The organism is Desulfocicer niacini, from assembly GCF_054657595.1.
Map to the genome: position 1 here is coordinate 36,857 of NZ_BAAHYK010000022.1, position 24,730 is coordinate 61,586.

18 protein-coding genes and 1 tRNA gene are annotated in these 24,730 nt (G+C 49.0%); 14 read left to right on the forward strand and 5 right to left on the reverse strand.

Annotated features, from left to right (window positions below; all coding sequences use genetic code 11):
• Nucleotides 1–171 precede the first annotated feature (171 nt).
• The 3 genes from ACYQ2M_RS13275 to ACYQ2M_RS13285 form a co-directional block, all read right to left on the reverse strand.
• A complete protein-coding gene (locus ACYQ2M_RS13275) occupies nt 172–1,377 on the reverse strand; it encodes an acetate/propionate family kinase (RefSeq protein ID WP_459916836.1) in 1,206 nt (401 codons plus the stop codon).
• A gap of 39 nt (nt 1,378–1,416) precedes the next feature.
• Nucleotides 1,417–2,124: a GntR family transcriptional regulator gene (locus ACYQ2M_RS13280; RefSeq protein ID WP_459916837.1), complete on the reverse strand. Its 708-nt coding sequence runs from the start codon at nt 2,122–2,124 to the stop codon at nt 1,417–1,419.
• A gap of 322 nt (nt 2,125–2,446) precedes the next feature.
• Nucleotides 2,447–3,850, reverse strand: a complete 1,404-nt coding sequence (locus tag ACYQ2M_RS13285; RefSeq protein WP_459916838.1) for an aminotransferase family protein — start codon at nt 3,848–3,850, stop codon at nt 2,447–2,449.
• 370 nt (nt 3,851–4,220) lie between these two features.
• On the opposite strand from ACYQ2M_RS13285, the gene ACYQ2M_RS13290 reads away from it, so the two are divergent.
• The 6 genes from ACYQ2M_RS13290 (at nt 4,221) to ACYQ2M_RS13315 (ending at nt 11,069) form a co-directional block, all read left to right on the forward strand.
• A complete protein-coding gene (locus tag ACYQ2M_RS13290; RefSeq protein ID WP_459916839.1) occupies nt 4,221–5,069 on the forward strand; it encodes an aminotransferase class IV in 849 nt (282 codons plus the stop codon).
• Entirely contained in the window at nt 5,069–6,265 is a 1,197-nt protein-coding gene (gene alr / locus ACYQ2M_RS13295) for an alanine racemase (protein ID WP_459916840.1), read from the forward strand. The genes ACYQ2M_RS13290 and alr overlap by 1 nt, the downstream gene beginning before the upstream one ends.
• On the forward strand, nt 6,262–7,572 hold the full coding sequence (locus ACYQ2M_RS13300; protein WP_459916841.1) for a CapA family protein: 1,311 nt from the start codon (nt 6,262–6,264) through the stop codon (nt 7,570–7,572). The genes alr and ACYQ2M_RS13300 overlap by 4 nt, the downstream gene beginning before the upstream one ends.
• 44 nt (nt 7,573–7,616) lie before the next feature.
• Nucleotides 7,617–8,525, forward strand: coding sequence for a hypothetical protein (locus ACYQ2M_RS13305; RefSeq protein ID WP_459916842.1), 909 nt, complete (start codon nt 7,617–7,619; stop codon nt 8,523–8,525).
• Nucleotides 8,526–8,676: 151 nt separating this feature from the next.
• Nucleotides 8,677–9,660: a D-alanine--D-alanine ligase family protein gene (locus ACYQ2M_RS13310; protein WP_459916843.1), complete on the forward strand. Its 984-nt coding sequence runs from the start codon at nt 8,677–8,679 to the stop codon at nt 9,658–9,660.
• A gap of 575 nt (nt 9,661–10,235) precedes the next feature.
• Nucleotides 10,236–11,069 carry an N-formylglutamate amidohydrolase gene (locus ACYQ2M_RS13315; RefSeq protein ID WP_459916844.1) on the forward strand — a complete coding sequence of 278 codons (834 nt, stop codon included), beginning with the start codon at nt 10,236–10,238 and terminating at the stop codon, nt 11,067–11,069.
• Between the two features lie 197 nt (nt 11,070–11,266).
• On the opposite strand, the gene ACYQ2M_RS13320 is transcribed toward ACYQ2M_RS13315, so the two are convergent.
• Nucleotides 11,267–12,067: a sulfite exporter TauE/SafE family protein gene (locus ACYQ2M_RS13320; protein WP_459916845.1), complete on the reverse strand. Its 801-nt coding sequence runs from the start codon at nt 12,065–12,067 to the stop codon at nt 11,267–11,269.
• A gap of 687 nt (nt 12,068–12,754) precedes the next feature.
• Between ACYQ2M_RS13320 and ACYQ2M_RS13325 the strand changes: the two genes are divergently transcribed.
• A complete protein-coding gene (locus tag ACYQ2M_RS13325; RefSeq protein WP_459916880.1) occupies nt 12,755–12,886 on the forward strand; it encodes a YjbQ family protein in 132 nt (43 codons plus the stop codon).
• Nucleotides 12,887–13,158: 272 nt separating this feature from the next.
• Here the strand turns inward: ACYQ2M_RS13325 and ACYQ2M_RS13330 are convergent.
• Nucleotides 13,159–13,234 (reverse strand) — tRNA-Thr (locus ACYQ2M_RS13330).
• Between the two features lie 53 nt (nt 13,235–13,287).
• Between ACYQ2M_RS13330 and mfd the strand changes: the two genes are divergently transcribed.
• The 7 genes from mfd (at nt 13,288) to glyS (ending at nt 24,724) form a co-directional block, all read left to right on the forward strand.
• Nucleotides 13,288–16,857 (forward strand): transcription-repair coupling factor, encoded by a 3,570-nt coding sequence (gene mfd / locus ACYQ2M_RS13335; protein ID WP_459916846.1) that lies wholly within the window; start codon nt 13,288–13,290, stop codon nt 16,855–16,857.
• Nucleotides 16,858–17,017: 160 nt separating this feature from the next.
• The gene (locus ACYQ2M_RS13340; protein ID WP_459916847.1) at nt 17,018–17,983 is read left to right on the forward strand and encodes a SurA N-terminal domain-containing protein; all 966 of its coding nucleotides are present in this window, start codon (nt 17,018–17,020) and stop codon (nt 17,981–17,983) included.
• A 450-nt stretch (nt 17,984–18,433) separates the two neighbouring features.
• Nucleotides 18,434–19,798, forward strand: a complete 1,365-nt coding sequence (mgtE, locus tag ACYQ2M_RS13345; RefSeq protein WP_459916848.1) for a magnesium transporter — start codon at nt 18,434–18,436, stop codon at nt 19,796–19,798.
• Complete coding sequence (gene recO, locus ACYQ2M_RS13350) at nt 19,799–20,569, forward strand: DNA repair protein RecO (RefSeq protein WP_459916849.1); 771 nt, start codon at nt 19,799–19,801, stop codon at nt 20,567–20,569.
• Nucleotides 20,570–20,599: 30 nt separating this feature from the next.
• On the forward strand, nt 20,600–21,643 hold the full coding sequence (locus tag ACYQ2M_RS13355) for a GHMP family kinase ATP-binding protein (RefSeq protein WP_459916850.1): 1,044 nt from the start codon (nt 20,600–20,602) through the stop codon (nt 21,641–21,643).
• Between the two features lie 121 nt (nt 21,644–21,764).
• A complete protein-coding gene (gene glyQ / locus ACYQ2M_RS13360; RefSeq protein WP_459916851.1) occupies nt 21,765–22,646 on the forward strand; it encodes a glycine--tRNA ligase subunit alpha in 882 nt (293 codons plus the stop codon).
• Between the two features lie 2 nt (nt 22,647–22,648).
• On the forward strand, nt 22,649–24,724 hold the full coding sequence (glyS, locus tag ACYQ2M_RS13365) for a glycine--tRNA ligase subunit beta (RefSeq protein ID WP_459916852.1): 2,076 nt from the start codon (nt 22,649–22,651) through the stop codon (nt 24,722–24,724).
• The last annotated feature ends 6 nt before the right edge of the window (nt 24,725–24,730 follow it).

The following is a 24,730-nucleotide window of genomic DNA, read 5'->3' on the forward strand; positions in this document are numbered from 1 at the left end:
CACCACAAATCAGTGGGGTGCAATCCCATTTTGCCGCTTCTACGCTTGATCAGATAGAGGGGGTCAGGGAAGAAACAATTGCAAAAGCCCCTTTCCTGGTCGGAAAGGGGCTTTTGTATCATGGTAAATGGTAGCCTGAGATTTTCTCATTATTTGGCTTGTGGTGAGGGATCAGGATTGGATAATTTCCATAACTTCCCGGGCAATCTGCAGCTCTTCATTGGTGGGAATCACCCAGATCTGCACCCGGCTGTCTGCTGTATGAAGTGCTTTGGCCGACGATATACGGCCCTGGTTTTTTTCAATATCCAGTTCAATGCCAAGCCCGGACAGATTGGCGCAAATCCCTGCTCTGACAATGTCGTCATTTTCCCCTATGCCGGCGGTAAAAATCACGGCATCCACCCGACCAAGGGCCGCAATATAGGCACCGATGTATTTTTTCACCTGATAGGTGAACATGTCAAGGGCCAGGGCGGCACGACCATCTCCCTTTGATGCGGCATCATGGATGTCCCGCATGTCATTCATGCCGCAGACCCCCTTAAGACCACTTTGCTTATTAAACACTGTGTCCAGTTCATCGGCGGACATGCCGGTATTTTCCATGATATATCGCTGGATGGCCGGATCAATATCCCCGGTGCGGGTTCCCATCATTACACCTGCAAGGGGGGTCATGCCCATGGAAGTATCAATGCAAAGCCCCTTTTCAACTGCGCACATGGAGCAGCCATTGCCCAGGTGCACGGTGATCATATTTAATGTGTTCAGGGGTTTATCCATGTGGACAGCTGCGGTCCGGGCCACGTATTTATGGGAGGTGCCATGAAATCCATACCGCCGCACCCGCATTTTTTCATAAAAGTCATAGGGTAAGGCATAAAGAAAGGCCCGGGCAGGCATGGACTGATGAAATTCCGTATCGAACACGGCAACATTGGGAATCCCGGGAAACAAAGCTTCTGCAACTTCAATGCCCATGAGATTGGGGGGATTATGCAGTGGGGCCAGGGGGGTATTTTTTTCAATGACTTTTTTAATATCGGCATCTATGATGACGGCGGCTCGGAAATCTTCTCCTCCCTGGACCACCCTGTGTCCGATGGCATCAATTTCATCCTTACCTTTAATAACCCCTGCATCTGCATCCACAATAAGCTTTGTCACCAGATGCATGGCATCCCGATGATCGGCGATTTTTTCTTCCAGGATAAATTTTTCCGGTGCGGCTCCGATGAATTTTTTGTGGGTCACGTTTCCCATATCTTCACCGATTCTTTCCACAACTCCACTGGCCATGACCTTGCTTTCCACCATGTCCAGGAGTTGATATTTCAATGAAGAACTACCGGCATTAATAACAAGTACAATCATTTTATTTTCCTGTTTTTACACGTTTTTCACATTGATAAATTACGATTCATTTTCCAGGCTGGCTTTCTGTTTTACAATATCCCGCGATCTCATGGTATGAAATTTAACAATGTAATCCTCCTGAACCGTGTAGGACCAGTGAACATCCTTTAGCACCGAGGCAGCACCGTTGCAATCGCCCTTTTTTAAGCACTCAATAAAATCAAGATGATCTTTGCAGTTTCGTCTCTCCCAATCACTGATATAAATTCTGCTGGGGAAATCGTACAGGTGCTGCTTCACCGGAAGAATGGTTTTTTTAATCAAAACATTGTCCGACAAATCCACATACACATTGTGAAATTCAAGGTTGGACTGAAAAAAACATTCATAATTGTTCTCTTCAATTTCACGAAGCATTTTCTCATTCAAAGCTTCCATCTTATCTATGTGGGCCGGAGTAATCATGTCAAAACAATTCTGCACAATGGAGGCCTCCAGGGGTCCCACCAGTTCATAGATATGTTTAACATCCTGGAGGGTCAAGGCGTTCACCCGGACCCCCCGGCGGGGCAGTATGGTCACAAAGCCTTCGAGCTCCAGTAGAATCAAGGCATCCCGCAATGGAGTTTTGCTGATACCCAGCTGGTCGGCAATTTTACCGATATTAATGGTGGAGCCAGGCAAAAACACCCCGGAGTTCATTTGCTCCCTTAAATATTGATATACCTGCTCACTTAAAGACAAAACCTTCAATTTCTGACTCATTTTTAGCTACCCAATTCTTTTTAAAATACGTCCACCAAAAAGCCTGATGCCGTTTGTGATGTAGAAAATAACTGACTGTATGGCTGCCGTCAAGGGGGGGATTAAAAATCGACAATTACTGCCAATTAAAAAACTCAGTGCTGCAATGGCGGAATTAGACAGGATCGGGTTTTATGAAATCAAGCCAGCCCTTTCATCAACGCTGAAGTCCAAAAGTTAAATTCACCATAAGGGACTTAGATCAAGCGAAGTGGGGCTTGATCATAAACCTTTCATGTGGGGGAGAGATTTATGATCAAGCCCCTAAAGTGTAACTATAAAATTAACAGGAAAAAGTTTTTTTAATGGCAGCTCGCACTGCGGCAACAATTTCATCCACCTCTTCTGTGGTGATGGACAGACAGGGAGCAAAGTTCATGATGGTATTCATACCGGGGAGACTGGAATTGGTCCGCCCCACAATAACACCCTGCCCCATGATATTACCCATCAATGCACCCATTTCTCCTTCGGTTATGGGGGTATTGCTCTGCTGATCCTTTACAAACTCAATACCACAAAAAAGGCCCACACCCCGGACATCTCCCACCACGGGAAGATCTTTCAGAGTTTTGAGCTGATCAAGGAGATAGGCTCCAACCTTTTTACTGTTTTCCACCAGATTTTCATCTTCAATGATCCGGGTGCTTTCCAGAGTTGCGGTCATGGCAGACGTACATCCGCCATAGGTGCTGATGTCACAAAAATAGTTCATGCGGGTATCGGCATTGGCCGGATCATTTAAGAAAATATCATAAATTTCCTGTTTCACAACGGTGGCGGACAAGGCTTCGTAGGAAGATGCAAGCCCCTTGGCCATGGTGACTATGTCCGGGTCCACATCATAGTGGGAATGCCCCCAGAACTCACCGGTGCGGCCAAATCCACACACCACCTCGTCCATGATGAGCCACACGCCATATTTTTTACAGATATTCTGGACAATGGGATAATATTCTTTCACCGGCGGAAGAATACCACCGCCTGCGGTGATGGGTTCCACAATCAGCGCACCCACGGTTTGAGGCCCTTCCTTTAGAAGGATCTCCTCAACGGCATGGGCACATTCCACATTACATCCGGGATAGCTCTTATTATAATCACATCGATAGCAAAGGCACTGTGGCACTTCCACAAATCCCTGTACAAAGGGACCATAATCATTTTTACGCTCAAACTGACCCGTAGCACTTAAAGCGGCAATGGTGGTGCCATGGTAATCCCGATCCCGGTACAGAATTTTTTCCTTACCTTTGCGGGCGGGATCAATTGTTGATGCCTGGCGCACAATTTTAAATGCTTTTTCATTGGCTTCAAAACCGGAATTGGGAAAATACACCTTCTGAAGACGGGGACGTTTTTCCAGAAGTTTATTGGCAAATTTTATAGAAGGAATATTGCCGAACACACCGGCGAAATAGGGCATTTTTTTCAGCTGGGCACAAACGGCCTCTGCAATGAAATCACGGCCGTACCCCACCATGACGCTCCACACGCCGCCGGAAGTAGCATCCAGATATTCTTTCCCCCGGATATCGGTCACGCGCAGTCCCTTACCTTCCACAATAATCATCTGCTCCTGATTTTCAACGCATTTGTGAGGTTTCAGGTGATGCCAGAGACTTTCTCTATCGCCCTTTATCATTTCTTCAACATCATATTCAAGCCAATCCGTTTTTGATCCCATGACACTCACTCCTCCATTTAAACTTTATAGATACCGGCCCAGCGTTTCCACGGACATGGCGACTTCATTTTTATTTTGTCAATGGCTGTACCCGGTACCCACCACTTCTTTATAAACAGATACAAAATCTAAAATATCAGATATCAGATATCAGATTGTTGTCAAAAAAATTTTTTATTCTTTCATATAAAATATAATTGGCCAAACAAGACACTATATGGTATACGATTATAATAAATTCCATCCATTAACACGGGAAGACGTTAAAAAACAGGCTTTTATCACCCCATCTATCTGGCCATACTCTTAAAACCAAGGGTATGATCCAGGTATAAAAAAACACCACCAACTAATAAATAAGGAGAAAAAAGTGGATATTTATTACATTGACGGAGAATTTGTTGAGGAGGACAAGGCAACCCTGTCAGCAAAAGACATCACTGTTTTAAGGGGTTTTGGGGTATTTGATTTCCTGATTACTTACAACAAACGTCCCTTTTATCTGGAAGCCCATGTGGCACGTCTTGAAAACTCTGCCAAGGAAATCGGGCTGACCCTTCAGCACACCAATGCCGAAATCTGCGACATTGTTCGCCAGACCATTAAAAAAAATACCCACCATGATGAGTCCAATATCCGTATTGTTTACACCGGCGGTATCAGCCCCGACGGCGTCACTCCCCAGGGCAACGGCAAACTAATGGTCATGGTCACTCCTAAATACATGCTGCCCGACTGGTGGTATGCCGATGGTGCCGCCGTCATCACCGTTGACATGGAACGCTTCATCCCCGAATCCAAGAGCACCAACTACCTTTCTGCGGTGTTTGCCCAGCAGGAGGCCCACCGGGTGGGCGCCATAGAAGCCATCTACGTGGATCGAAAAAACCGGGTGCTTGAAGGCACCACCACCAACTTTTTCGGGTTTAAGGGCAACACCCTCATCACCCCCCCGGATGGCATGCTGCCGGGTATCACCCGCAGTGTTGTGCTGGATCTGATCAAGGATAAATTCACCCTGGAACTGCGCCACATTGACATGGCCGAGCTTGGGGAAATGGATGAAGTATTTATCTCCGCCTCCAACAAAGAGATTGTGCCGGTGATCAAGATCAACGACATGGTGGTTGCCGACGGTAAACCCGGTGACAAGACCCGTCAGGTGATGTCACTTTTTAAAGAATACACCACGGCATATGGACAGGGAAAGGTATCCTGATGTCCCCCGTTAACGCTGCATTATTACCGCAGACGGCTGTGAATGTTGATCTTTCGGCATTGGTCCATAATCTGTTGCAACTTCGTCGGACCACGGCATCATCGGCACAGATCATGGCGGTAATCAAGGCCAATGCCTATGGGCATGGGGCAATGACTGTTGCAAAGACCCTGATTAAAAACGGGATTTCTTTTCTCTGTGTAGCCCGGGTATCTGAAGCGGTGGAGTTAAGGGATGCCGGTATTGACACCCCCATCCTGCTGTTTGGAGATGTGTTACCCTGTCAGGTCGCCTACATGAGCAGCCATGACATCAGGGCCACCGTCACCTCCCTGGAAACAGCCCGCATTATTTCAGAAGAAGCCATCAAATGCGGCAATACCATCAAGGTGCACATCAAGGTGGACACGGGCATGGGTCGGCTGGGAATTCTGCCATCGGCCCTTTCCATGTCCCCCCCTGTGGATGGCCACGGCCCGGCCGAAGAAGAAATTCGGAACATTTCTGCCCTGAAGGGTCTGTTTGTGGAAGGCATTTACACCCACTTTGCCAGTGCCGACTGCCGGGATAAAACCCACACCCTGGGTCAAATGGCTCTTTTTTCCGATCTTCTGAAACGACTGGATACCCGTGGTATTTGCCCTCCCTTAAGTCATGCGGCCAACAGCGCCGCCATTCTGGAGATTCCCCAGAGTCATTTAAACATGGTCCGGGCCGGTATCTGTCTTTACGGGCTCTGGCCCTCCATTGAAGTGGACCATAAACTGGCGGATCTGAAACCGGTGATGTCCATCACCTCTTCCATCATTCATATAAAGAAGGTGCCCAAGAACTTTGGCGTAAGCTATGGCAGCACCCATGTCACCCCCAGCGAGACAACCATAGCAACGGTTCCCATCGGATATGCCGATGGTTATAACCGCCTGCTCTCCTCCAGAGGCTGCATGATTGTAAAAGGGGTGAAGGTCCCGGTGGTGGGACGGGTGTGCATGGATTTCACCATGATTGATGTGGACAATGTTCCCGATGTAAAGGTGGGAGATCCGGTGACCATCATGGGCCGGGAGGGAGATTGTGAAATCAGTGCCGATGACATTGCCGATTTGTGCAGCACCATCAACTATGAAATCGTGGCTTCCCTCACCCGACGTATGCCCATCCGATATACCCATGGAAAGGAGAAAATATCCCTATGACCCCCCTTCCTTTTATAGACTGGCAAACGGGAGATATCCGTTTGCCCACTTCCCAGGACAATCCCGATGTGGACAAAAACAATCCCAGGGCAGATGTGATCATCGCCGGAGACTGGGCCCCCATAAGGGCATTTGGCCCCCTGATTGAAACAGATCCGGTTTCCATCTATGGCGATCTTTATCCCCTGCTCTGCGGTGCTGACCTTTCCATTGTCAATTTAGAAGCCCCCTTAAGCGATACCGGGCAACCTGTTTGGAAAAGCGGTGCCGTATTCAAGGGAGAGACAAAACATGTAGAGGGGTTATCCTGTGTTCCCTTTGATGTGGTGACCCTGGCCAATAACCATATGTTTGATTTTGGTCAGGCGGCATTCCAGGAGACCCTGGATGTACTGGATAAAAATCAGATCAGGCATCTCGGGGCCGGAAACAGTCTGGAGGAGGCTAAAAAGCCCTTGATCCTCACGGTGAAGGGCCTCACCATCGCCCTTGTCAACTTCAGTGAAGGCGAAGACCTCACCGGCGCGGACACGGCAAAACCAGGGGTCATGGGCTGGGATCTTTCCCTGATGGAAGAGACCATCAAAGGACTGAAGGGCAGCGTGGATTTCATCATTACCATCAGCCATTGCGGGGTTGAGTACATCCCGTTTCCCCCGCCCTATGTCACCAACGCCTTTAAACAGATGGCCGATGCCGGGGCCGATGTGGTCATCGGGCATCATCCCCATGTTCCCCAGGGCATTTCCGTATATAACGGGGTTCCCCTCTGTTACAGCCTTGGTAATTTTGTATTTTACCAGGATACCCGGCTGGTGCATCGAAAACAGGGCTACATGGTAAAACTGGTTCTGGAAAAGCACCTGCCCCCGGCCCTGGAGCTGATCCCCTATGAAATCCATGACAGGGGAGTGTCATGCCTGAAGGAAAGCGCAAAAAAACGCTTTCTTCAAGGTTTGAAGGAAATCTCAGATCCCCTTGACACCCCGGAAGGCATTGAAGATGCCTGGCACGGTTTTCTGCACAACTATGGCACCGATGGGTTTTTCAATGAGATTGAAATGCTTATGAGCCGCATGAAAGAAGACCCGAAAAAAGGGGCGGCCATGTTCAGAAACCGTCTCACCACCCTCCAGCATTTTCACCACTGGAAGGATGCCATGTCCCGCATGGTGGAAGGCACCCTGGAATCCTCACCGGACTGGGCAAGACAGTTGACCCGGGAATGGCTCACTCGCACCCTAGATGATCCACAGATGTCTCCGGCCACCCACTCGGTACAAAAAGCGGGGGAGGCAAGCAGATGACAGTTACCCGGACAAAGGAACATATAACCGGCAGGACGTTGCAAATGCCAGAAATAAACCATGCTGCAGAACAAACCCTCCTGATAACAGATTCCGGCCTGGGGGGGCTGTCGGTGTTCTCCGAGATTGCCAATCAACTGAAGACAGGTTCTCCCTGGAAAAGTGTCAATCTCATCTATTTCAATGCCTGGCCCGAATCCCACCGCGGATACAATCATTTTCCAGACATGGAAACCAGGGCCCGGGTGTTTCACAATGCCTTAACCGCCATGGCTAATTACCATCCCCATCGGATATTCATTGCCTGTAATACCCTTTCGGTGATTTACCCTGAAACCCCCTTCAGCAGGGAAACAGACATTGAAGTCACCGGGATTGTGGCGGACGGGGCGGACATGATCCATGACAATATGGTTCAAACTCCGGACAGCCGGGTAATTATCTTTGGCACCCCCACCACCACCTCGGCCCGGTCCCATGAGATGCGGCTGAGACAGATGGGCATTGAAAAAGGTCGTATCTTCAACCAGGGGTGTGTGGATCTGGCAGGCAAGATTGAGAGGAATCCCTTCAGTGATATCGTGCCGAAAATGATTGATGACAATGTGAAAAAGGCCGCGGCAAACATGGGCAATACCGCTGGCCGGGTGTTTGCAGCCCTTTGCTGTACCCATTTCGGATATTGCCGGGATCTTTTCATGGAAGCCATGAGAAAGCATATCACCAAAGATGTGGTGATATTAAATCCCAACGAATCCATGACCCGCCGAGCTTTAAACCAGAAAAAAACGGTCACGAAACATCCAGAAATCAATTTTCACATTGTGTCAAGGATCCCATGGGAAACCGCGCGCATTAACGCCTACCGTCGATTGCTGGAAAAGATTTCCCCTGAAACCGTGGCGGTACTTGGCAGATATGAGCTGAACCCGACCCTGTTTTCTGTAATATAATATAAACCGCCATGTCGGCCCGCCGGGGGCTCTGCTCTCGGCATTTTCATATAAACATACATGGCAAATTAGTCTGCCACAGCGAAAAACGAGAGCCCTTTAATTCCAGCATATTGGTGAGACTTTCATACAAAAAAATGGAGATAAAAAAATGAAAAAAGTACTGATCATCACCGGCCCGGCCGGAGACGCCCAGGGCTGGGGAGATCTTTCAGTTACCCAGGAGGTATGCAAAGCCATTAATGAGGGTGACAACTGCGCAGAAATCGCATTTGTCAACAACATGGAAGAATTCTACAAGGCCATTGAAGAAAAAGAATACGATATCATCTGGAGCTGCCTTTACTATATCAACAGCAAATCAGATACCATCGGCTTGAACGAAGACGGTGAGTGGTTTGCAGATATCTTTGATGAGAGAAAAATCCCTTACATCGGACCCAATGCCGCCACCATGAAAGCCCTGATCAACAAGACCGCCACCCATGATATCCTCACGGCAAAGGGCGTTTCCGTACCCTATCATTACCAGATTGATCGCAATGATCCATTACCCGAGCTTACCTACCCTGCCTTTGTGAAACCCAGCTATGAATCCAGATCCGTTGGCATCAGTGATGACAGTGTGGTCAATTCGGAAGACGAACTAAAAAAACGGGTGGCCCACATCCACGACACCTATGACCAGCCAGCCCTGGTTGAAGAATATCTGCCCGGTGATGAGTACACAGTTTTAATGCTCGGCAACGGTGAGCACCAGGAATTTCTACCCGGCCAGGTGCTGGTGGACCCCGCACTTTTCGGCAAATATCCCATTTTAAGAAGTGACTTGAGGGGGGTGGGTGCCACTAAAATCAGACCCGCCGGGAAATATGCCGACCAGGCCAACGAACTGTGCCGCCAGGCCATGGAAGCCCTCAACTGTCTGGACCATGTCCGGGCAGACATGCGTATGGATGCCAACGGGGTCCTTAAAATCATTGAGGTCAACGGCATCCCCGGCCTGAAACCCATAAAAAGCTGGAGTCCCCAGATGTTCACCATGCACCACGCCTCCGGTGATGAGGCCCAGGATTACAAAAAACTGGTGAACCACATTGTCACCTCGGCCCTGGCACGGTTTAATCTAATTTAGAGCAAACAGGGCTACCGCCATAAGTTTGGACAAATTCGATCATCATTTTATTTGCAAGGCCCATTTCATAGGTATTTGCAAACGCTTTTTATATGAGAAAGCGGGTACTGGGTTTTGGGTTCTAGGTACTGGGTTCTAACAGCAACTACTTTTTCATTATTCGTTGTGGCAGGTACTTACTGCCATGTATGTTAGATGAAAAGGTAGCCTTCAAGTTTACCTCAGCAGAGCCGCCCCCCGACGGGTAATAGGAACCGGCCAATCGAGCTGTCTACAGTTCCGGGCCGGGACCATTACCCGTCGGGGGGCGGCGGAATATTGCCATTTGCCTCCGCGTCTACGACCCTATATTCGTTGTGTCCACCAGGACATGCGGGTTGGCCCGCTTTATGTTGGTAGCCAATTTTTTGAATGCCCATAAAAATGCCAGGTCAGGCTCAGCAGATTATGAGCCTGACCCCATTGGCCCACCAGGTGTGACGAGTACCCCATGTTGTGACTAATCCAACAATTGATGACTCCTCTTATGGCCCAGACCCAATTTTTAAAAAAATGATTTTATGGAAAAAAACACCATGCCCCTTCCTTATATACCTTCAATAAAAAACGAAATCGCCCATAAGGGTGGCATAGCAGGAACAGACCCTTTACAGGGATTTGCCTATGATTTTGATTTTTCCACCCCCATCATTGCCACGGCCATCCATGCCGGTCACCTTGTTCGGGAGGAACTCTTGCCTTATATGGTCATTCCTCCGGCCCAGCGTCTGTTTGAAGAGGATACGGCCACGGAAAAAATGATCAAAGGGTTGCCCAACACCATATGGGGGTTGGAATCCCGGGCCGTATACGATCTCAATCGATCACCGGATTTGGCATTGCCCCTCACCCCGGATAAATTCTGGGGAATTCAGGTATATGGTAGCCAGCCCACCCCGAAAATGAACCGCAAAAGCCTGGACAGCCACACTCGGTTTTACGATTTTATGGGAACTGTGGTCACCCATCTGTTGAACAAATTTAATATCTGCATTGTGCTGGATATTCATTCCTACAATATTTCCAGACAGAAAGACAAAGGATTTTCCTCCCCGCCGGTGTTTAATCTCGGAACCGCACTGCTGAATCGATCCAGGTGGGCACCTTGCATCCATAACTGGCTGTCAGGCCTTGAAAGCATCTGTCTTCCCAATGGAATTGACACCACAGTGGCTGAAAACGAGGTATTTGAAGGAAAAGGACATCTTTGCCAACATCTCAGTCAATGGGATGAGCGCATTCTGGTGCTGCCCACAGAGGTTTCCAAGGTCTATATGGATGAGCACACCGGAGAGGTGCATGAAGGGGTGGTAAAGGCCATTAACAGTGAATTTTTACGTATCTCGCCCCAGTTATTAATCCAACGATAAAAAAGAACAGGACTTATGACAATTACAACCTTGTCATATAAAAACGGCCCATGCCACCATTTAAGGAGCGATATGGGCCATTATAAATCTCAATCAAACTGTCTGGTGATAATTTAGATCCTCAAGACTGATTTTGATGGTTTGGGTGATGGCAGGCACCACTTTTAACACAGCTTGCGTAGCATCCTTGTCATTACTCAATGCACAAACCACAGCATACCTGCAGCCATCAGGAGTAATACATGCACCCCAACCATGTACCCCCGGTAACTGACCCGCTTTAAAGAAACTGCTCCCACAAGAAATCCAATCACCACTGCAGGGGCATACATAAGGGACTGCACCAAAGTACCCTCGGTCAGCACACCGGTGACACAAAAAAGAATGACCAGGACAATGTCGGTGACGAGAAAGTAGATACCCATAATACCTTTGGCTTTTTCAGCATCGGTAAATCTGGCAGTAGCATAAATAACGGCCGGTGGGCCACCTGTGGTATAGGCACCGATAAACCAACCGCTGATAATACCAAGCACAGCACCACCCAGCGAAGTGGAAGCAAATCCATGAATCATTTTTTCTCCCCACCTGTTTCTGGCACTTAACACTGTTAGAACAATGAATACGGCCAGCGCACGCTTCATCACAATTTCGGGAAACCAGTTCAGGGAAAAAACCCCAACGGGAATGGCAATGGCTGCCCCCAGAAAAAGGGATTTTAAATCCTGCCATTGAAGGGTGCGTCCATACCGCCAGGTATTGAGCAATACCAGGAGCACCGAAAAAGGAAATTGAATGGCCACGGCCATTTTCACGGGCATAACCAGAGCCAGAAGAGGAACAGCCACCAGGCCATATCCAAATCCGGCAAAACTGAAAGCAAAGGCCGCCATACAAAGACAAAGATTTATAATCACATCTACCTGTTCCTGTTTCTTTATAACCCGTATGTCCTGGTGAATACAACGAAGACTGAAAAAAGCTGTTGCTGTTAACATACAGTACCCAAGTACTCAGCACCTGCTTTTTACAATTTTGGAAGATATCTAATACATCACGTATTGTCAATGCAGTCCACCATCATGTGTAAACAAGCAATATTTGAACCATCTGCTTCTTTCTTGCCGGAGTGAACTTCATTCGCACTCCTGCGTCATTCCCGGGCAAGACAAGACGATGATCAAGCCCCAATACCAAGCCTTCTGGGGCGTGATCATCGGTCTTACCGGTATTATCTTCAGCTCACCGGAGGATTTAAAGATATCAAAATTCTGGCCATTGTGGTGGGAGTCCCTTCTTTTTTGTGGGCATTGCCTTTATCTTCTCGGTGTACTTTATGTTAAGGGATGCAAAGGCAAAGAAAATCTAATTTCCTGTTTCATTGGCCGGAATCAAAATTTAATTTGACCTGAATCAGCTAAAAACAGCTCGCATTTTAAAAGGGCATATTGTCGAATCAATGGCAATGCGCCTTTTTGATTTTTGATGGATATCAAGGAGTTGTTCACCTGACCTGCATATCAATCTGACATACAGATAAAGAGACTTTTTGTGAGTGCATTCCCATTTTTCCAGCTTGGTCATAATATGTTTTGTCTCGCATAGTTGGCGGGGCCAAAGGGGACAGGCTTGTGTTATTGTACTTTTGACGACAGGCGGTGTCTTAACTCAATATAAAAAGACAGATCATGGGTAGAAAAAGTGTTGTGACAATCACGGAAGGCAAGCTTGATTTCGGCACATGGGAACAAATTTTTTATGGTGAATTTGACGGTAGAAGAAAAAAACGTGTTTTGGTCAAAATGATTGGAGAATAAAAGCTTTGCCCTTCTCCATGGGTATGCTGGGACTGGGTAGGTTGCGAAGCTTTGAAAAGATTAAGCGAATTGCAAAAGAAAGAACTACATACCGGGTATGCATACCATGGGTTGTTTTTTCAAGGATGGCCTGATATATGGTTGTCAGCTCTTTAAAAAGCGGTATGCAAACGGTATGCATTTTACGCACCCGAAATGCCATAATAAAGGGTTTTAAAGAAAAACAAAAAAAGGTTACAAGCTGGAAAGCCTGTAACCATAGCGTTTTTCACTGGAGCCGATGAGCGGAGTCGAACCGCTGACTTGCTGATTACGAATCAGCTACTCTACCAACTGAGTTACATCGGCATTTGAATGTGTGACTACCTTTAATGCTTATGACGTCTAAAATCAAGAAAAAAATGAAAAACACCCTTTTAAAAGAGATCAACAAACCCGCCTCCCGCCTGGAACTCACCGGAATGAATGGTGCAGAAAAAGGCTTTGTGGTGTCACAGCTGTGCCGGGACATGGAAAAAACCGTTGTGGTCATTGTCTCGGACCATAAAAAGGCCATGCGCTTCATGGAAGACATCTCCTTTTTTTTGCCAAAACTGCCGGGAAAGAAATCCAGACGCCTCTATTTTCCGGGGTATCATATCCTGCCCTTTAAATCCCTTTCCTACCATGGGGCCACCGCTGCCAAACGCCTGAGCGTTCTCAACCATCTTATTTCAGGAAGGGCGCATCATCTGGTGGTGACAAGTGTTGATACCCTGCTGCAAAAACTGGTCCCCAGAAAAACCCTTGCCGATGCCCAGGAACTGATCATCAATAACGAGGAAATTGACCGGGATCTTCTCATTGCACGCCTCAATGCCGGCGGTTATCAGCGGACATCTCTTGTGGAAGAACCAGGTGATTACTCGGTGCGGGGGGGGATCATGGATATTTTTTCACCCAATTACGCCCTGCCCCTGCGGCTTGATCTCATGGGGGATCTGGTGGAATCCCTGCGTTTTTTTTCCCCCATTTCCCAGCGGGGTACAAAGGAGCTTAGAGAAGCCATCATCATCCCTGCCAGTGAAGCCGTGCTGGAAAGAAGCACCCTTGCCCATGTCCTGGGACGTCTGCGCCAGGCGGCATCGGAATCGGACATCGGCACGGCAAAAATGCGGGAATACGTGGATCGAACCAAAGAAGAAGGACGGTTTCCCGGCATGGAAAGCATGCTGTCCATTGTGTACCCGCAGCTGGACTCTTTCTTTGATTATGTGGACACCGACACACTTTTTGTAATGGATGAGCCTGACCTGCTGCTGCAGGCGGCTCGTCAGTTTGAAAAAAGTGCCCGGGAAAATCTTGAAACCGCCCGATCGGAAAAAAGATTGTGTGTGGCCCCGGAATCCATTTACATGACCTGGGACAATGTCATCAACCAGGTTTTTAATAGAAAAACCATTGCCTTCAAAGCCGTTGATATCCAAAAGCCCGAAGCTATCCTGCCCGTTCCCGGTGAGACTGCCGCAAAAACACCCGCCGCCGATGAATCCGCTAACAAGGTGCCAGAAGCCCCATCTGCAAGGGTTATGAACCCCGGTTTTAAAAACAATGCCCTTCTGTCCGCCGAGCTTAAAAGAGAAGGCCGCCACGAAAACATTTTACTGCCCCTGGCAAAATGGCTGGAGGAAAAACGGGACATGGGTATGGCAGCGGTTGTGGTATGCACAAGCGAGGTCCAGGCCACACGGGTGGTTTCTCTTTTGCAGCCCTATGGTATTGAGCCCATGCGCCTGGATCAATTTCCCCGGTCCCATGCTCTTTCCCCGGGTATTTTTCATGTGGTGGGCAATATTTCTTCGGGATTTGTACACCCCGAAGAAGGTCTTGCCCTGATCACGGATCAGGAAATATTCGGAGCAAAAAAAAGAATCCGGAAAACCGGTACCAGCCGGGTAAAAACCAGTTTCATCACCCCGGAAGAGCTCAAAGAAGGGGATATCGTTGTCCATGTGGAGCATGGCCTCGGACAATATGAGGGACTTCGCACCATCACCATGGAAGGTCTTTCCGGTGATTTTATCCTTATCTCTTACCGGGATGAAGACCGACTTTATCTTCCGGTGGATCGCATGGAAATGATCGAAAAGTATGTGGGGGTGGAAGGCTACACCCCGCTTCTGGATAAAATCGGTGGGAAAACCTGGGGCAAAGCCCGGGCCAAAGCAAAAAAAGAAGTGGAAAAAATGGCCGGGGAGCTCCTTAAAATATATGCCGAACGCCGGGTGAATAAGGGGTACGCCTTCAGTGCCCCGGATGAATACTACAACGATTTCCAGGCGGCATTTCCCTATGATGAAACCCCGGATCAACTCAAAGCCATTGAAGACGTCCTCACCGACATGGAGGATGAAACCCCCATGGATCGACTGGTGTGCGGAGATGTGGGGTATGGCAAAACCGAAGTGGCCATCCGGGCCACCTTCAAGGCCGTAAATGATGGAAAACAGGCCGCCGTGGTTGTCCCCACCACCATTCTGGCGGAACAGCATCTGCATTCCTTCCGTCAGCGCTTTGCCGGGTATCCGGTGACGGTGGAGGCCCTGTCCCGGTTCCGAACCGCGGCACAACAGCGTAAAATTTTGGAAAACCTGGCATCGGGTAAGACCGATGTGGTCATCGGCACCCATCGCCTTCTCCAGAAAGACGTTCATTTTAAAGCTCTGGGACTTCTGGTTGTGGACGAGGAACAAAGATTCGGGGTGAAACACAAGGAAAGCCTTAAAAAGAAAAGAAGCACCATTGATGTACTTGCCCTGACAGCCACCCCCATTCCGAGAACCCTTCATATGTCCCTCACCGGCATGCGGGACATCAGTGTAATATCAACTCCCCCCGAAGATCGACAGCCCATTGTGTCTTATATTTCAGAATATGATGATTCAGTGGTGGCAGATGCCATCAAACGGGAGCTTGGCCGGGGAGGTCAGATATTTTTCATACACAATGAGATAAAAACCATTTTCAAGATAGCGGAGAATCTGCAGAAACTGGTCCCCCAGGTAAGACTTGGGGTGGCCCATGGCAGACTTTCGGAAAATGAACTCGAAAAGGTAATGCTTCAATTCATCAACAAAGACATTGACCTTCTGGTATGCACCACCATTGTGGAGTCTGGCCTTGATATTCCGTCAGCAAACACCATGATCATCAATAAGGCCGACCGATTTGGCCTTGCCCAGATCTACCAGCTCAGGGGACGTATCGGCCGTGGGGAAGACCAGGCCTACGCCTACCTGTTTGTACCCGATGAGAACCGGCTCACCCGGGATGCAAAAAAACGCCTGGCCGCCCTCATGGAACACCGGGATCTGGGCTCTGGATTTCAGATTGCCATGAAAGATCTCCAAATAAGGGGCTCCGGGTCCGCTCTCGGGGGTGCCCAGTCCGGTCACATTGCCGCCGTTGGTTATGACATGTTTTTAAAACTTCTGGATGAAGCGGTGTTGGATCTTAAGGGTGAGCCCAAAATTGAATCCCTGGAACCGGACATCAATATTGCCATGTCCGCCCATATTTCAGAAGATTATGTCCAATCCATTGAGCAGCGTCTGACCATCTATCGACGGCTATCCCAGATGACTGAACCCACCCAGGTACTGGCCATGCAAAAGGAACTCATTGACCGTTTCGGCAAGCTGCCCGAAGAAGGGGTAAACATGCTCTTTAAAATCATGCTGCGGGTGCTCAGCGTCAAAGCTGGGGTAAAAAAGATGGATATCACCCCCACCGCCATCTCCATGGTATTTTCGGACCTTCACCAGAAATACCCTTCAAAGCTTGCAGGTGCTGTATCAGAAATTGTACCTTCCCATGAATTCACATCGGAGAATGTGCTGAAAATAACCGTGGGCGCCCGCATGAAAAAAATCACCCGGGCCCTGGTGGAGGCCAGAACGGCATTAAAGATTATTGCCGCCGGGGTGAACTGATTCATGTCTGGTACAGAAAATTCTTGAAAGAGATGCTGGCCCATGTTAACACATAGTGTTTATGGTTTTGCGCCTGTCCCCCGGCCTTCAGGGCCAGGCCACACCAACACCCGGCTTGACATCGGCTATCCACACACCTAAAACGGAGCTTATAACTAGTATGACAAAGAATTATCGCTTTGTATATTTTTGTTTGATTTTTTTGATTTTAATCCCTGCCATGGCCTCTGGGGAAATTGTGGATCGCATTGTTGCCGTGGTGAACGACGACATTATCACCCTTTCCGAATTAAACAATGCCATTCGACCCTATGAAGAAAAATTATCCACCTCCGGATATTCCCAGGAAAAAATGGAAGCCATGCAGTTTAATCTCAGACAGGAAATGCTCAAAAACCTGGTGGATCGCAAGATAACCGATCAGGAGGTAAAAAAACTTGGCATGACCGTTTCCGATCAGGAAGTGGACAACGCCATTGAGCAGCTCAAACGCTCCCGGATGATGACCCAGGAGGATCTGGAAAAGGCACTGAAACAGGAAGGGCTGACCTATGATGCCTATCGAGAAAAAATCCGTCAGGAAATCCTGCGGCCCAAGTTGATTAATTTCAGTGTTAAATCAAAGGTGATCATCACCGACCAGGATATTAAAACCTATTATGAGGCCCACCCGGAAATGTATGGTGGAACAAAAAAAATATATCTGAGAAATATTTTAATCAGCGGGGGTGCTCTTTCCGTGGATAGCCTTGTGCAGGAAAAATTCAATGCCGTCACCCAGGCCCTTACTAACGGTAACTCCTTTGCCGATGTTGCCAGGCAATATTCCCAGGCACCCAATGCCGCAGATGGTGGAAAAATCGGTCTTTTCGGACTGGATGCCCTGTCCGGGGAAATTGCCGATGCCGTAAAAGACCTAGCCGCCGGTGAGCACACGGCATTTATCCAGACGGATCTGGGCTACCAGATGTTCTTTGTGGAAACCATTGATGATGGCTCCAGCACATCCCTGGAGGCGGTTTCCGATGAGATCAGAAAAAAATTATACGATGACATTGTGGAAAAAAAGTTTAATGCCTGGATTGAAGACCTGAGGGAAAAAGCCCACGTCAAGCAGATGTTGTAACCCCACGTCACCAGACGTCCGATTTTAATGGCCCGTTCCAGACCTTCAACATCGGTACCTGCTCATATAACAAGCGGAGCTTGGTCACAGCATGGGTCATCCGTCACGATTTGGTGAAGCAACGGGGTCAGGCTCTATACTTTTTATAACCACTTTATTTTCAAGGCAGAGTCAAATAAAAGCGCCAATAACGCAAGCCTGAACCCATCCCAAAGTGGCCCATGTTGTGCCAAATCTCAACAAGGGGGCTCGAACATGTGTTTTTGATGAATCAGGTTTTTATTCGGGATTCATATGATTGACGATTCCCGGCGCATAAAGGCCAACTCAAACAAGATCCTCAATCAATCAGCAACATCCTACTCAGAGAGGCATACGATCAAGCCACAGGATCAAGCACCCAGTTTCCATAACCTAACACCCATGACCCATTACAACAGAGGTTAACAAATGCAGAAAGAGCGCCATAAAATACTTGCAGAAAGTGTCAAACGCCTGTTAAGACGTGGTGCCACTAAATCCCTGCTCAATATAATCAAAAAAACCCACGCAGCAGATCTATCCCTTGTTTTTCGTGAGCTGTCCAGTGAAAATCGGATGAAAATGTTTGAACTCATGGATGACCCGGAGCAAAAGGGGGTGCTGTTTTCCGAACTGGAAGAGACTGTTTTCCTGGAAATTATGGACCACATGCCCATTGATGAGGTGGTGGATGTCTTTGAAAACATGGCAGCCGATGATGCCGCAGAGCTCCTGGGGTATCTGGATGAAGAAAAAGCAGATGTCATCCTGGAAAAAATGAACACCGAAGACTCCCTGGAAGTGGAACATCTCATGAGCTATGGTGAGGACAGCGCCGGCAGCATCATGGTGCCGGACTTCATCGCCCTGAAAGAAGACATGGGGGCAAGGGATGTCATTGAGGCCCTGCAGAACGAGTTCCTTGATGTGGAAATGCCCTTTTATGTCTACGTCATTGACGCCTATGGTAAACTTGTGGGGGTCAGTTCACTGCGGCAGCTGGTGGTGGTACATCCGGAAAAACCCCTTAAGGATTTCATGACCCGGGACATCGTGTCGGTGAAAACCTACACCGACCGGGAAGATGTGGCCCAGCTGGTGGCCCGGTACGATTATCTGGCAGTCCCGGTTGTGGACGATGACAATCGCCTGGTGGGAATTGTCACCGTGGATGACGTCATTGACATCATCAGCGAAGAAGCCACCGGCGATATTCTTAAAATGGCAGGTGTGGGGGAGGACTACATTGAAACCCAGACAGTGCTCCGGGGTACCCGTATCCGTCTGCCTTGGCTGTTCACTAGTTTTCTGGGGGGGCTTGCCGCTTTTTTCATCATCGGCAATTTTGAAGAAAGCCTGCAGAAATATGCATATCTTGCCGCCTTTATTCCGGTGATCATGGGCATGGGTGGAAACATCGGTACCCAGTCTTCCACCATTGTGGTACGCGGTATTGCCACAGGAAAAATTGACACCGGAGACCTGGTGTCCGTGGTGGGAAAGGAGCTTGCCATCGGGGTGATCCTGGGTCTTGTCTATGGTATTTTCATAGGAATTGTGGCCAAGGTACGCTTTCATCAGGAACCCCTTTCCCTGCATCTTGCCTTTGCCGTGGGGTTTGCGGTGATCACCTCCATGTCCGTGGCAGCCCTGGTGGGCTCCCTTGTTCCCATGCTCTTTGAAAAAGCCAACATTGATCCGGCAGTTGCCACAGGCCCCTTTGTAACGACATCTGTGGATATTGTCAGTGTCTACTGCTATTTCATGATTGCAACGGTTCTATTGGGAATTTAAATGGAACCTTTTTCCACGGACGCAATTTTGATCCGCCGCACTGAGTATGGGGACCATGATCTTATTATCACCTACTTTACCCGGTCCATGGGCCGATTGTCGGTGATGGCCAAAAACGCCCGGCTAAGCGTCAAGCGATTTGCCGGGGCTCTGGACCCGTTCACGGTGATGAATATCCAATGTACCTGGCCAAAACGTAAAAACCGCATGCCCATTTTAAACAATGTGGACATAGAAACCGCCTTTGCCAGAATTCGAACCAATGCGGTGCACACAGGGTATGCCAGTTACTGGCTGGAGATGGTTAACGCCTGGATGGAGGAAGGCAGACAGGAACCCGAACTGTATGATCTGCTGTTCCATGTGTTAAAGCAATTAAACGGCGACACCATGGATGTAAAAGTATTAAGTCTTCTGTTCCAGATACGATTCATGGGTATTTCAGGGTTTTCCCCCAACCTTTCCTGCTGCGGTATGTGTGAAACCCCCATTGATGAGATTTCCCAGGGGCGTATCACCTTTGATTTTGCAGAGGGCCGATTGGTGTGCAACCGATGCGGCACCGGCTCCATCAGCCACGGCATCACCGTGTCCAAGGGCACATTAAAACAGCTGTTCTGGATCAATACCACGGACATGGGACGGGCAGAAAGACTGAAAGTTTCCCCGGAGGCCATAAAAGAAGGCGCAGCTCTGCTGGAAGCCTTTATTCCTTTCCACATTGGGAGGGACATGAAAAGCCTGACGGTACTCCGTCGGCTTATGGACTGATTTTTTTATAATCCCAAATAAGAGATCCAGATGAACTTTAAAACCATACTTGAAAAAAAAAGCATCACAGTGTCTGTTCCCTGCCGCATTGACCTTGGCGGCACCCTGGATATCAGCACCTTTTTCCTTCCCCTGAATCACCTGAATCCCGGTACGTTCAACATTTCCCTTGATCTGAGAACCACCGTCACCCTGTCCCCCTGGCGAACAGGCTATATAAAAATATCCTCCCGGGGCTTTGAAAGTGCCGAGTTTGATGCACAAACGGTTCCCTTTACCCATCCCATGGGTTTGATGTTTGCAGTGGTGCGGTTTTTCAATGGTCATGGGGTCCATGTACACATCGAATCTTCTTCTCCCCCGAGAAGCGCCCTGGGCGGATCTTCCGCCGCCGCCGTGGCCATGGTAGCAGCCTTTAATAAAGCCCTGGAACATCTGGTGGAACCCGGTCCCGCCGCTGCCATAGCCCATCACATTGAATCCAGCGTGGCAGGCGTTCCCTGTGGTCAGCAAGATCAGTTGGCCGCAGCATTTGGCGGGGTGAACCTATGGCACTGGACCGTTGAAAAGGGACATCCCGCCTTTGTAAAGGAACCTGTCTTTTCCGATGAGAATGCCTTGACAAGCCTCAACAGCAATCTTCTGGTGGCCTATTGCGGCATCCCCCATGTGTCAAGTGATATCAACAAAAGATGGGTAAATCAGTTCCTTTCCGGGCAAAATCGTGATAAATGGGAGCAAATTGTAAAACTCACTGCTGGGTTTTCCGCTGCGGTTAAAGCACAGGATTTTCACCGAGCAGGACAGTTGATGAACCAGGAAACCCGCATCCGACTGGACATGACACCCGATGTTCTGGATGACACCGGTCAGGCCCTGTTCAGTGCAGCCCAGGACATGGGTTGCGGTGCCCGATTCACCGGGGCTGGGGGTGGGGGATGTCTCTGGGCCATTGGTGCGGATTCCACCATGGAAAAATTGAGACAGCAATGGCAGGCAATACTGATAAACAAGGATCAGGGGCACCTTTTGGAAACGGCCGTTGATCATAAAGGTATAATGATACTCTCATGAGTCGTGGATTTCCATTCTTCACACCTCAATGTTCTGGTGAAAAAACAAAATCAGTACATGAAATGGTGGCAGATTGGAAATACTTATGACGGACGAGTGATACTTTAAAGGCGAAAAAACTATGAATTTTCAGGAAGTAATTTTAAATCTGCAAAAATTCTGGGCAGATCAGGGATGTGTCATCATTCAACCCTACGACCAGGAAGTGGGGGCTGGCACCTTTCACCATGCCACCACCTTGAAATCACTGGGACCGGAACCCTGGAAGGTGGCCTATGTGCAGCCTTCCCGGCGGCCCACCGACGGCCGGTATGGAGAAAACCCCAACCGACTCCAGCATTACTACCAGTTCCAGGTGCTGCTCAAACCCTCCCCCGCCGATGTGCAGAAGCTGTATCTTGACAGCTTGAAATGCATCGGCATTGATCCCCTGGCCCATGATATCCGCTTTGTGGAGGATGACTGGGAATCCCCCACCTTGGGCGCATCGGGCCTTGGCTGGGAGGTGTGGCTGGACGGCATGGAGGTTACCCAGTTCACCTATTTTCAAGTGGCGGGAAGCCTGGAATTAAGCCCCATTTCCGTGGAGCTCACCTATGGACTGGAACGGCTTTGCATGTATCTCCAGGGGGTGGACAGCGTATATGATCTCATGTGGAACGACACCATCACCTATGGCGATGTCTACCACCAGCAGGAGGTGGAGCAGTCCACCTATAACTTTGAGGTGGCCAACACAGATGTGCTGTTTGATCTTTTCTCAAAATATGAGGGTGAGGCCCTGCGCATTGTCAAACAGGGCCTGGTACTGCCAGCCTATGAATTCTGTCTGAAATGTTCCCACACCTTTAACCTTCTGGACGCAAGGGGAGTTATCAGCGTCACGGAAAGAACCGGGTACATCGGAAGAATCAGAAACATTGCAAGGGAATGTGCCAAGGCCTATGTGGCCCAGAGAGAAGCCCTGGGGCATCCCCTTTTAAAACAGGATAAACAGGTGTAATCATGAGTGATCTTTTAGTTGAAATCGGCGCGGAGGAAATCCCCGCCGGATACATAGTTCCTGCCCTTGCGGCATTTCGGGAAAGCCTTATTTCAGCCCTTGTCAGGGCCCGGATCAAACATGGGGCAGCAAAGGTATATGGCACCCCCCGACGGCTGGCGGTGATCATTGACCAGGTGGCAGACACCCAGACGGCAAAAAACTCCACCGTCATGGGTCCTCCGGCCCGGGTGGGATATGACAAAGACGGCAATCCCACCATTGCCGCAGAAAAGTTTGCAGAAAAAGCAGGCGTATCCCTTTCGGAGGTGACCACCACAACCACGGACAAGGGTGACTATCTGACAGTGATGATAGAAGAGCCCTGCCTGTCTGCAGCGGATATTCTGGCCGAGGCCCTGCCGGGTATAATTTTAAACCTTCCCTTTCCCAAGCGCATGCGATGGGGCAGCCTTTCCATCAGTTTTGCCCGGCCCATCATTTCTTTAACCGCCCTTCTGGGGGAAACGGTGATTCCCTTCAAGGTGGGTAACATCACCTCGTCCAACGAGGTGTTCGGGCATTTTTTCATGCATCCGGGAAAATTTCCTGTGGCATCCCCGACCAATTACCTGGAGTTGCTTCGATCCAAGGGAGTTATTGCCGACATTGACGAAAGAAAAGCCCTTTTAATCCAGGAAATCGAAAAGACAGCCGCAGTCCATGACAGCCATATTCTAAAAGATGACGAACTGGTGGACATTGTCACCAATCTCGTGGAATATCCCTATCCTGTGGTGGGCAGATTTGACGAGGAATTTCTGGAAGTGCCCGACGAGGCATTGATCACGGCCATGAGAGAACACCAGAAATACTTTGCCCTCACCGATGCCAACGGCGCTTTAAAGCCCTGCTTCATTGCCGTGAACAACACCCTGGCAACGGACATGGATGTGGTGGCCGCAGGCCATGGAAAGGTGATCCGGGCCCGCCTAGCCGATGCCCAGTTCTTTTACAAGGTGGATCTGGAATCCACCCTGGATGATTTTGCCGAGAAACTTAAAAAAGTCACCTTCCAGGCAAGCCTTGGCTCCATGTATGAAAAACGCCAGCGCCTGGAGGCACTGGGACAGTACCTCACCGGTGTGGTTTACCCCGACGGCAATGAGACCCTTCTTGAAAATGTTGTCCGGGCTGCCCGGATCTGCAAGGCGGATCTTGTAAGCCAGATGGTCATTGAGTTCACCAAGCTCCAGGGGGTCATCGGCCGGGTTTATGCCGAAAAGGCCGGGGAAAACAAAGAAGTATCCACTGCCATCGAACAGCATTACCGTCCGGTGCATGCCGGAGCGGAGCTTCCGGCATCTGAAACGGGCAAACTGCTTGCCCTGGCCGACAAGATGGACAGTATCTGCGGTTGCTTTTCCATTGATCTGGTTCCCACCGGAGCCTCTGATCCCTATGCCCTTCGCCGCCAGAGTATAGGCATTGTCCAGATCATACTGGAGGCAGGGTTTACCTTTTCGCTTAAATCCCTGGTGGAAAAAGGCGTATCCCTTTATGTGGACGACACAGACAAAAAAGCCCCAGTGGTTGATCAGGTCCTGGCCTTTATCAAAGGCCGCATGGGCAACATGCTGGTGGACCAGGGTCATTCCCGTGAATCTGTAAATTCGGCCCTGGCCGTTTCCTTTGACAATGTCCCTGACTGCCTGCTTAGAATCACTGCTCTGGATGCCATGCGCAGGGAATCTGATTTTGAGCCCCTGTCCATTGCCTTTAAACGGGTGGTTAACATCCTTAAAAAGGCACAGATCAAGGAAGACATAACAGTGGATGAAACCCTGTTTGAAGATGACTCGGAAAAAGACCTTTATGCCGCCTGCCAGGCTGTGGGGGAACAGGTAAAAGCTTTCACGGCTGCCGGTGATTATGAAAAGGCCCTAAGAAAAATCGCCACTTTAAGACCCTTTGTGGATCGATTCTTTGATGAGGTTATGGTCATGGTGGAGGATGAGGCTGTAAAGCAAAACCGCATGGGACTTTTGTGTGATGTGGCCGCATTATTTCAGAACATTGCAGATTTTACGTTGATATAATGCACA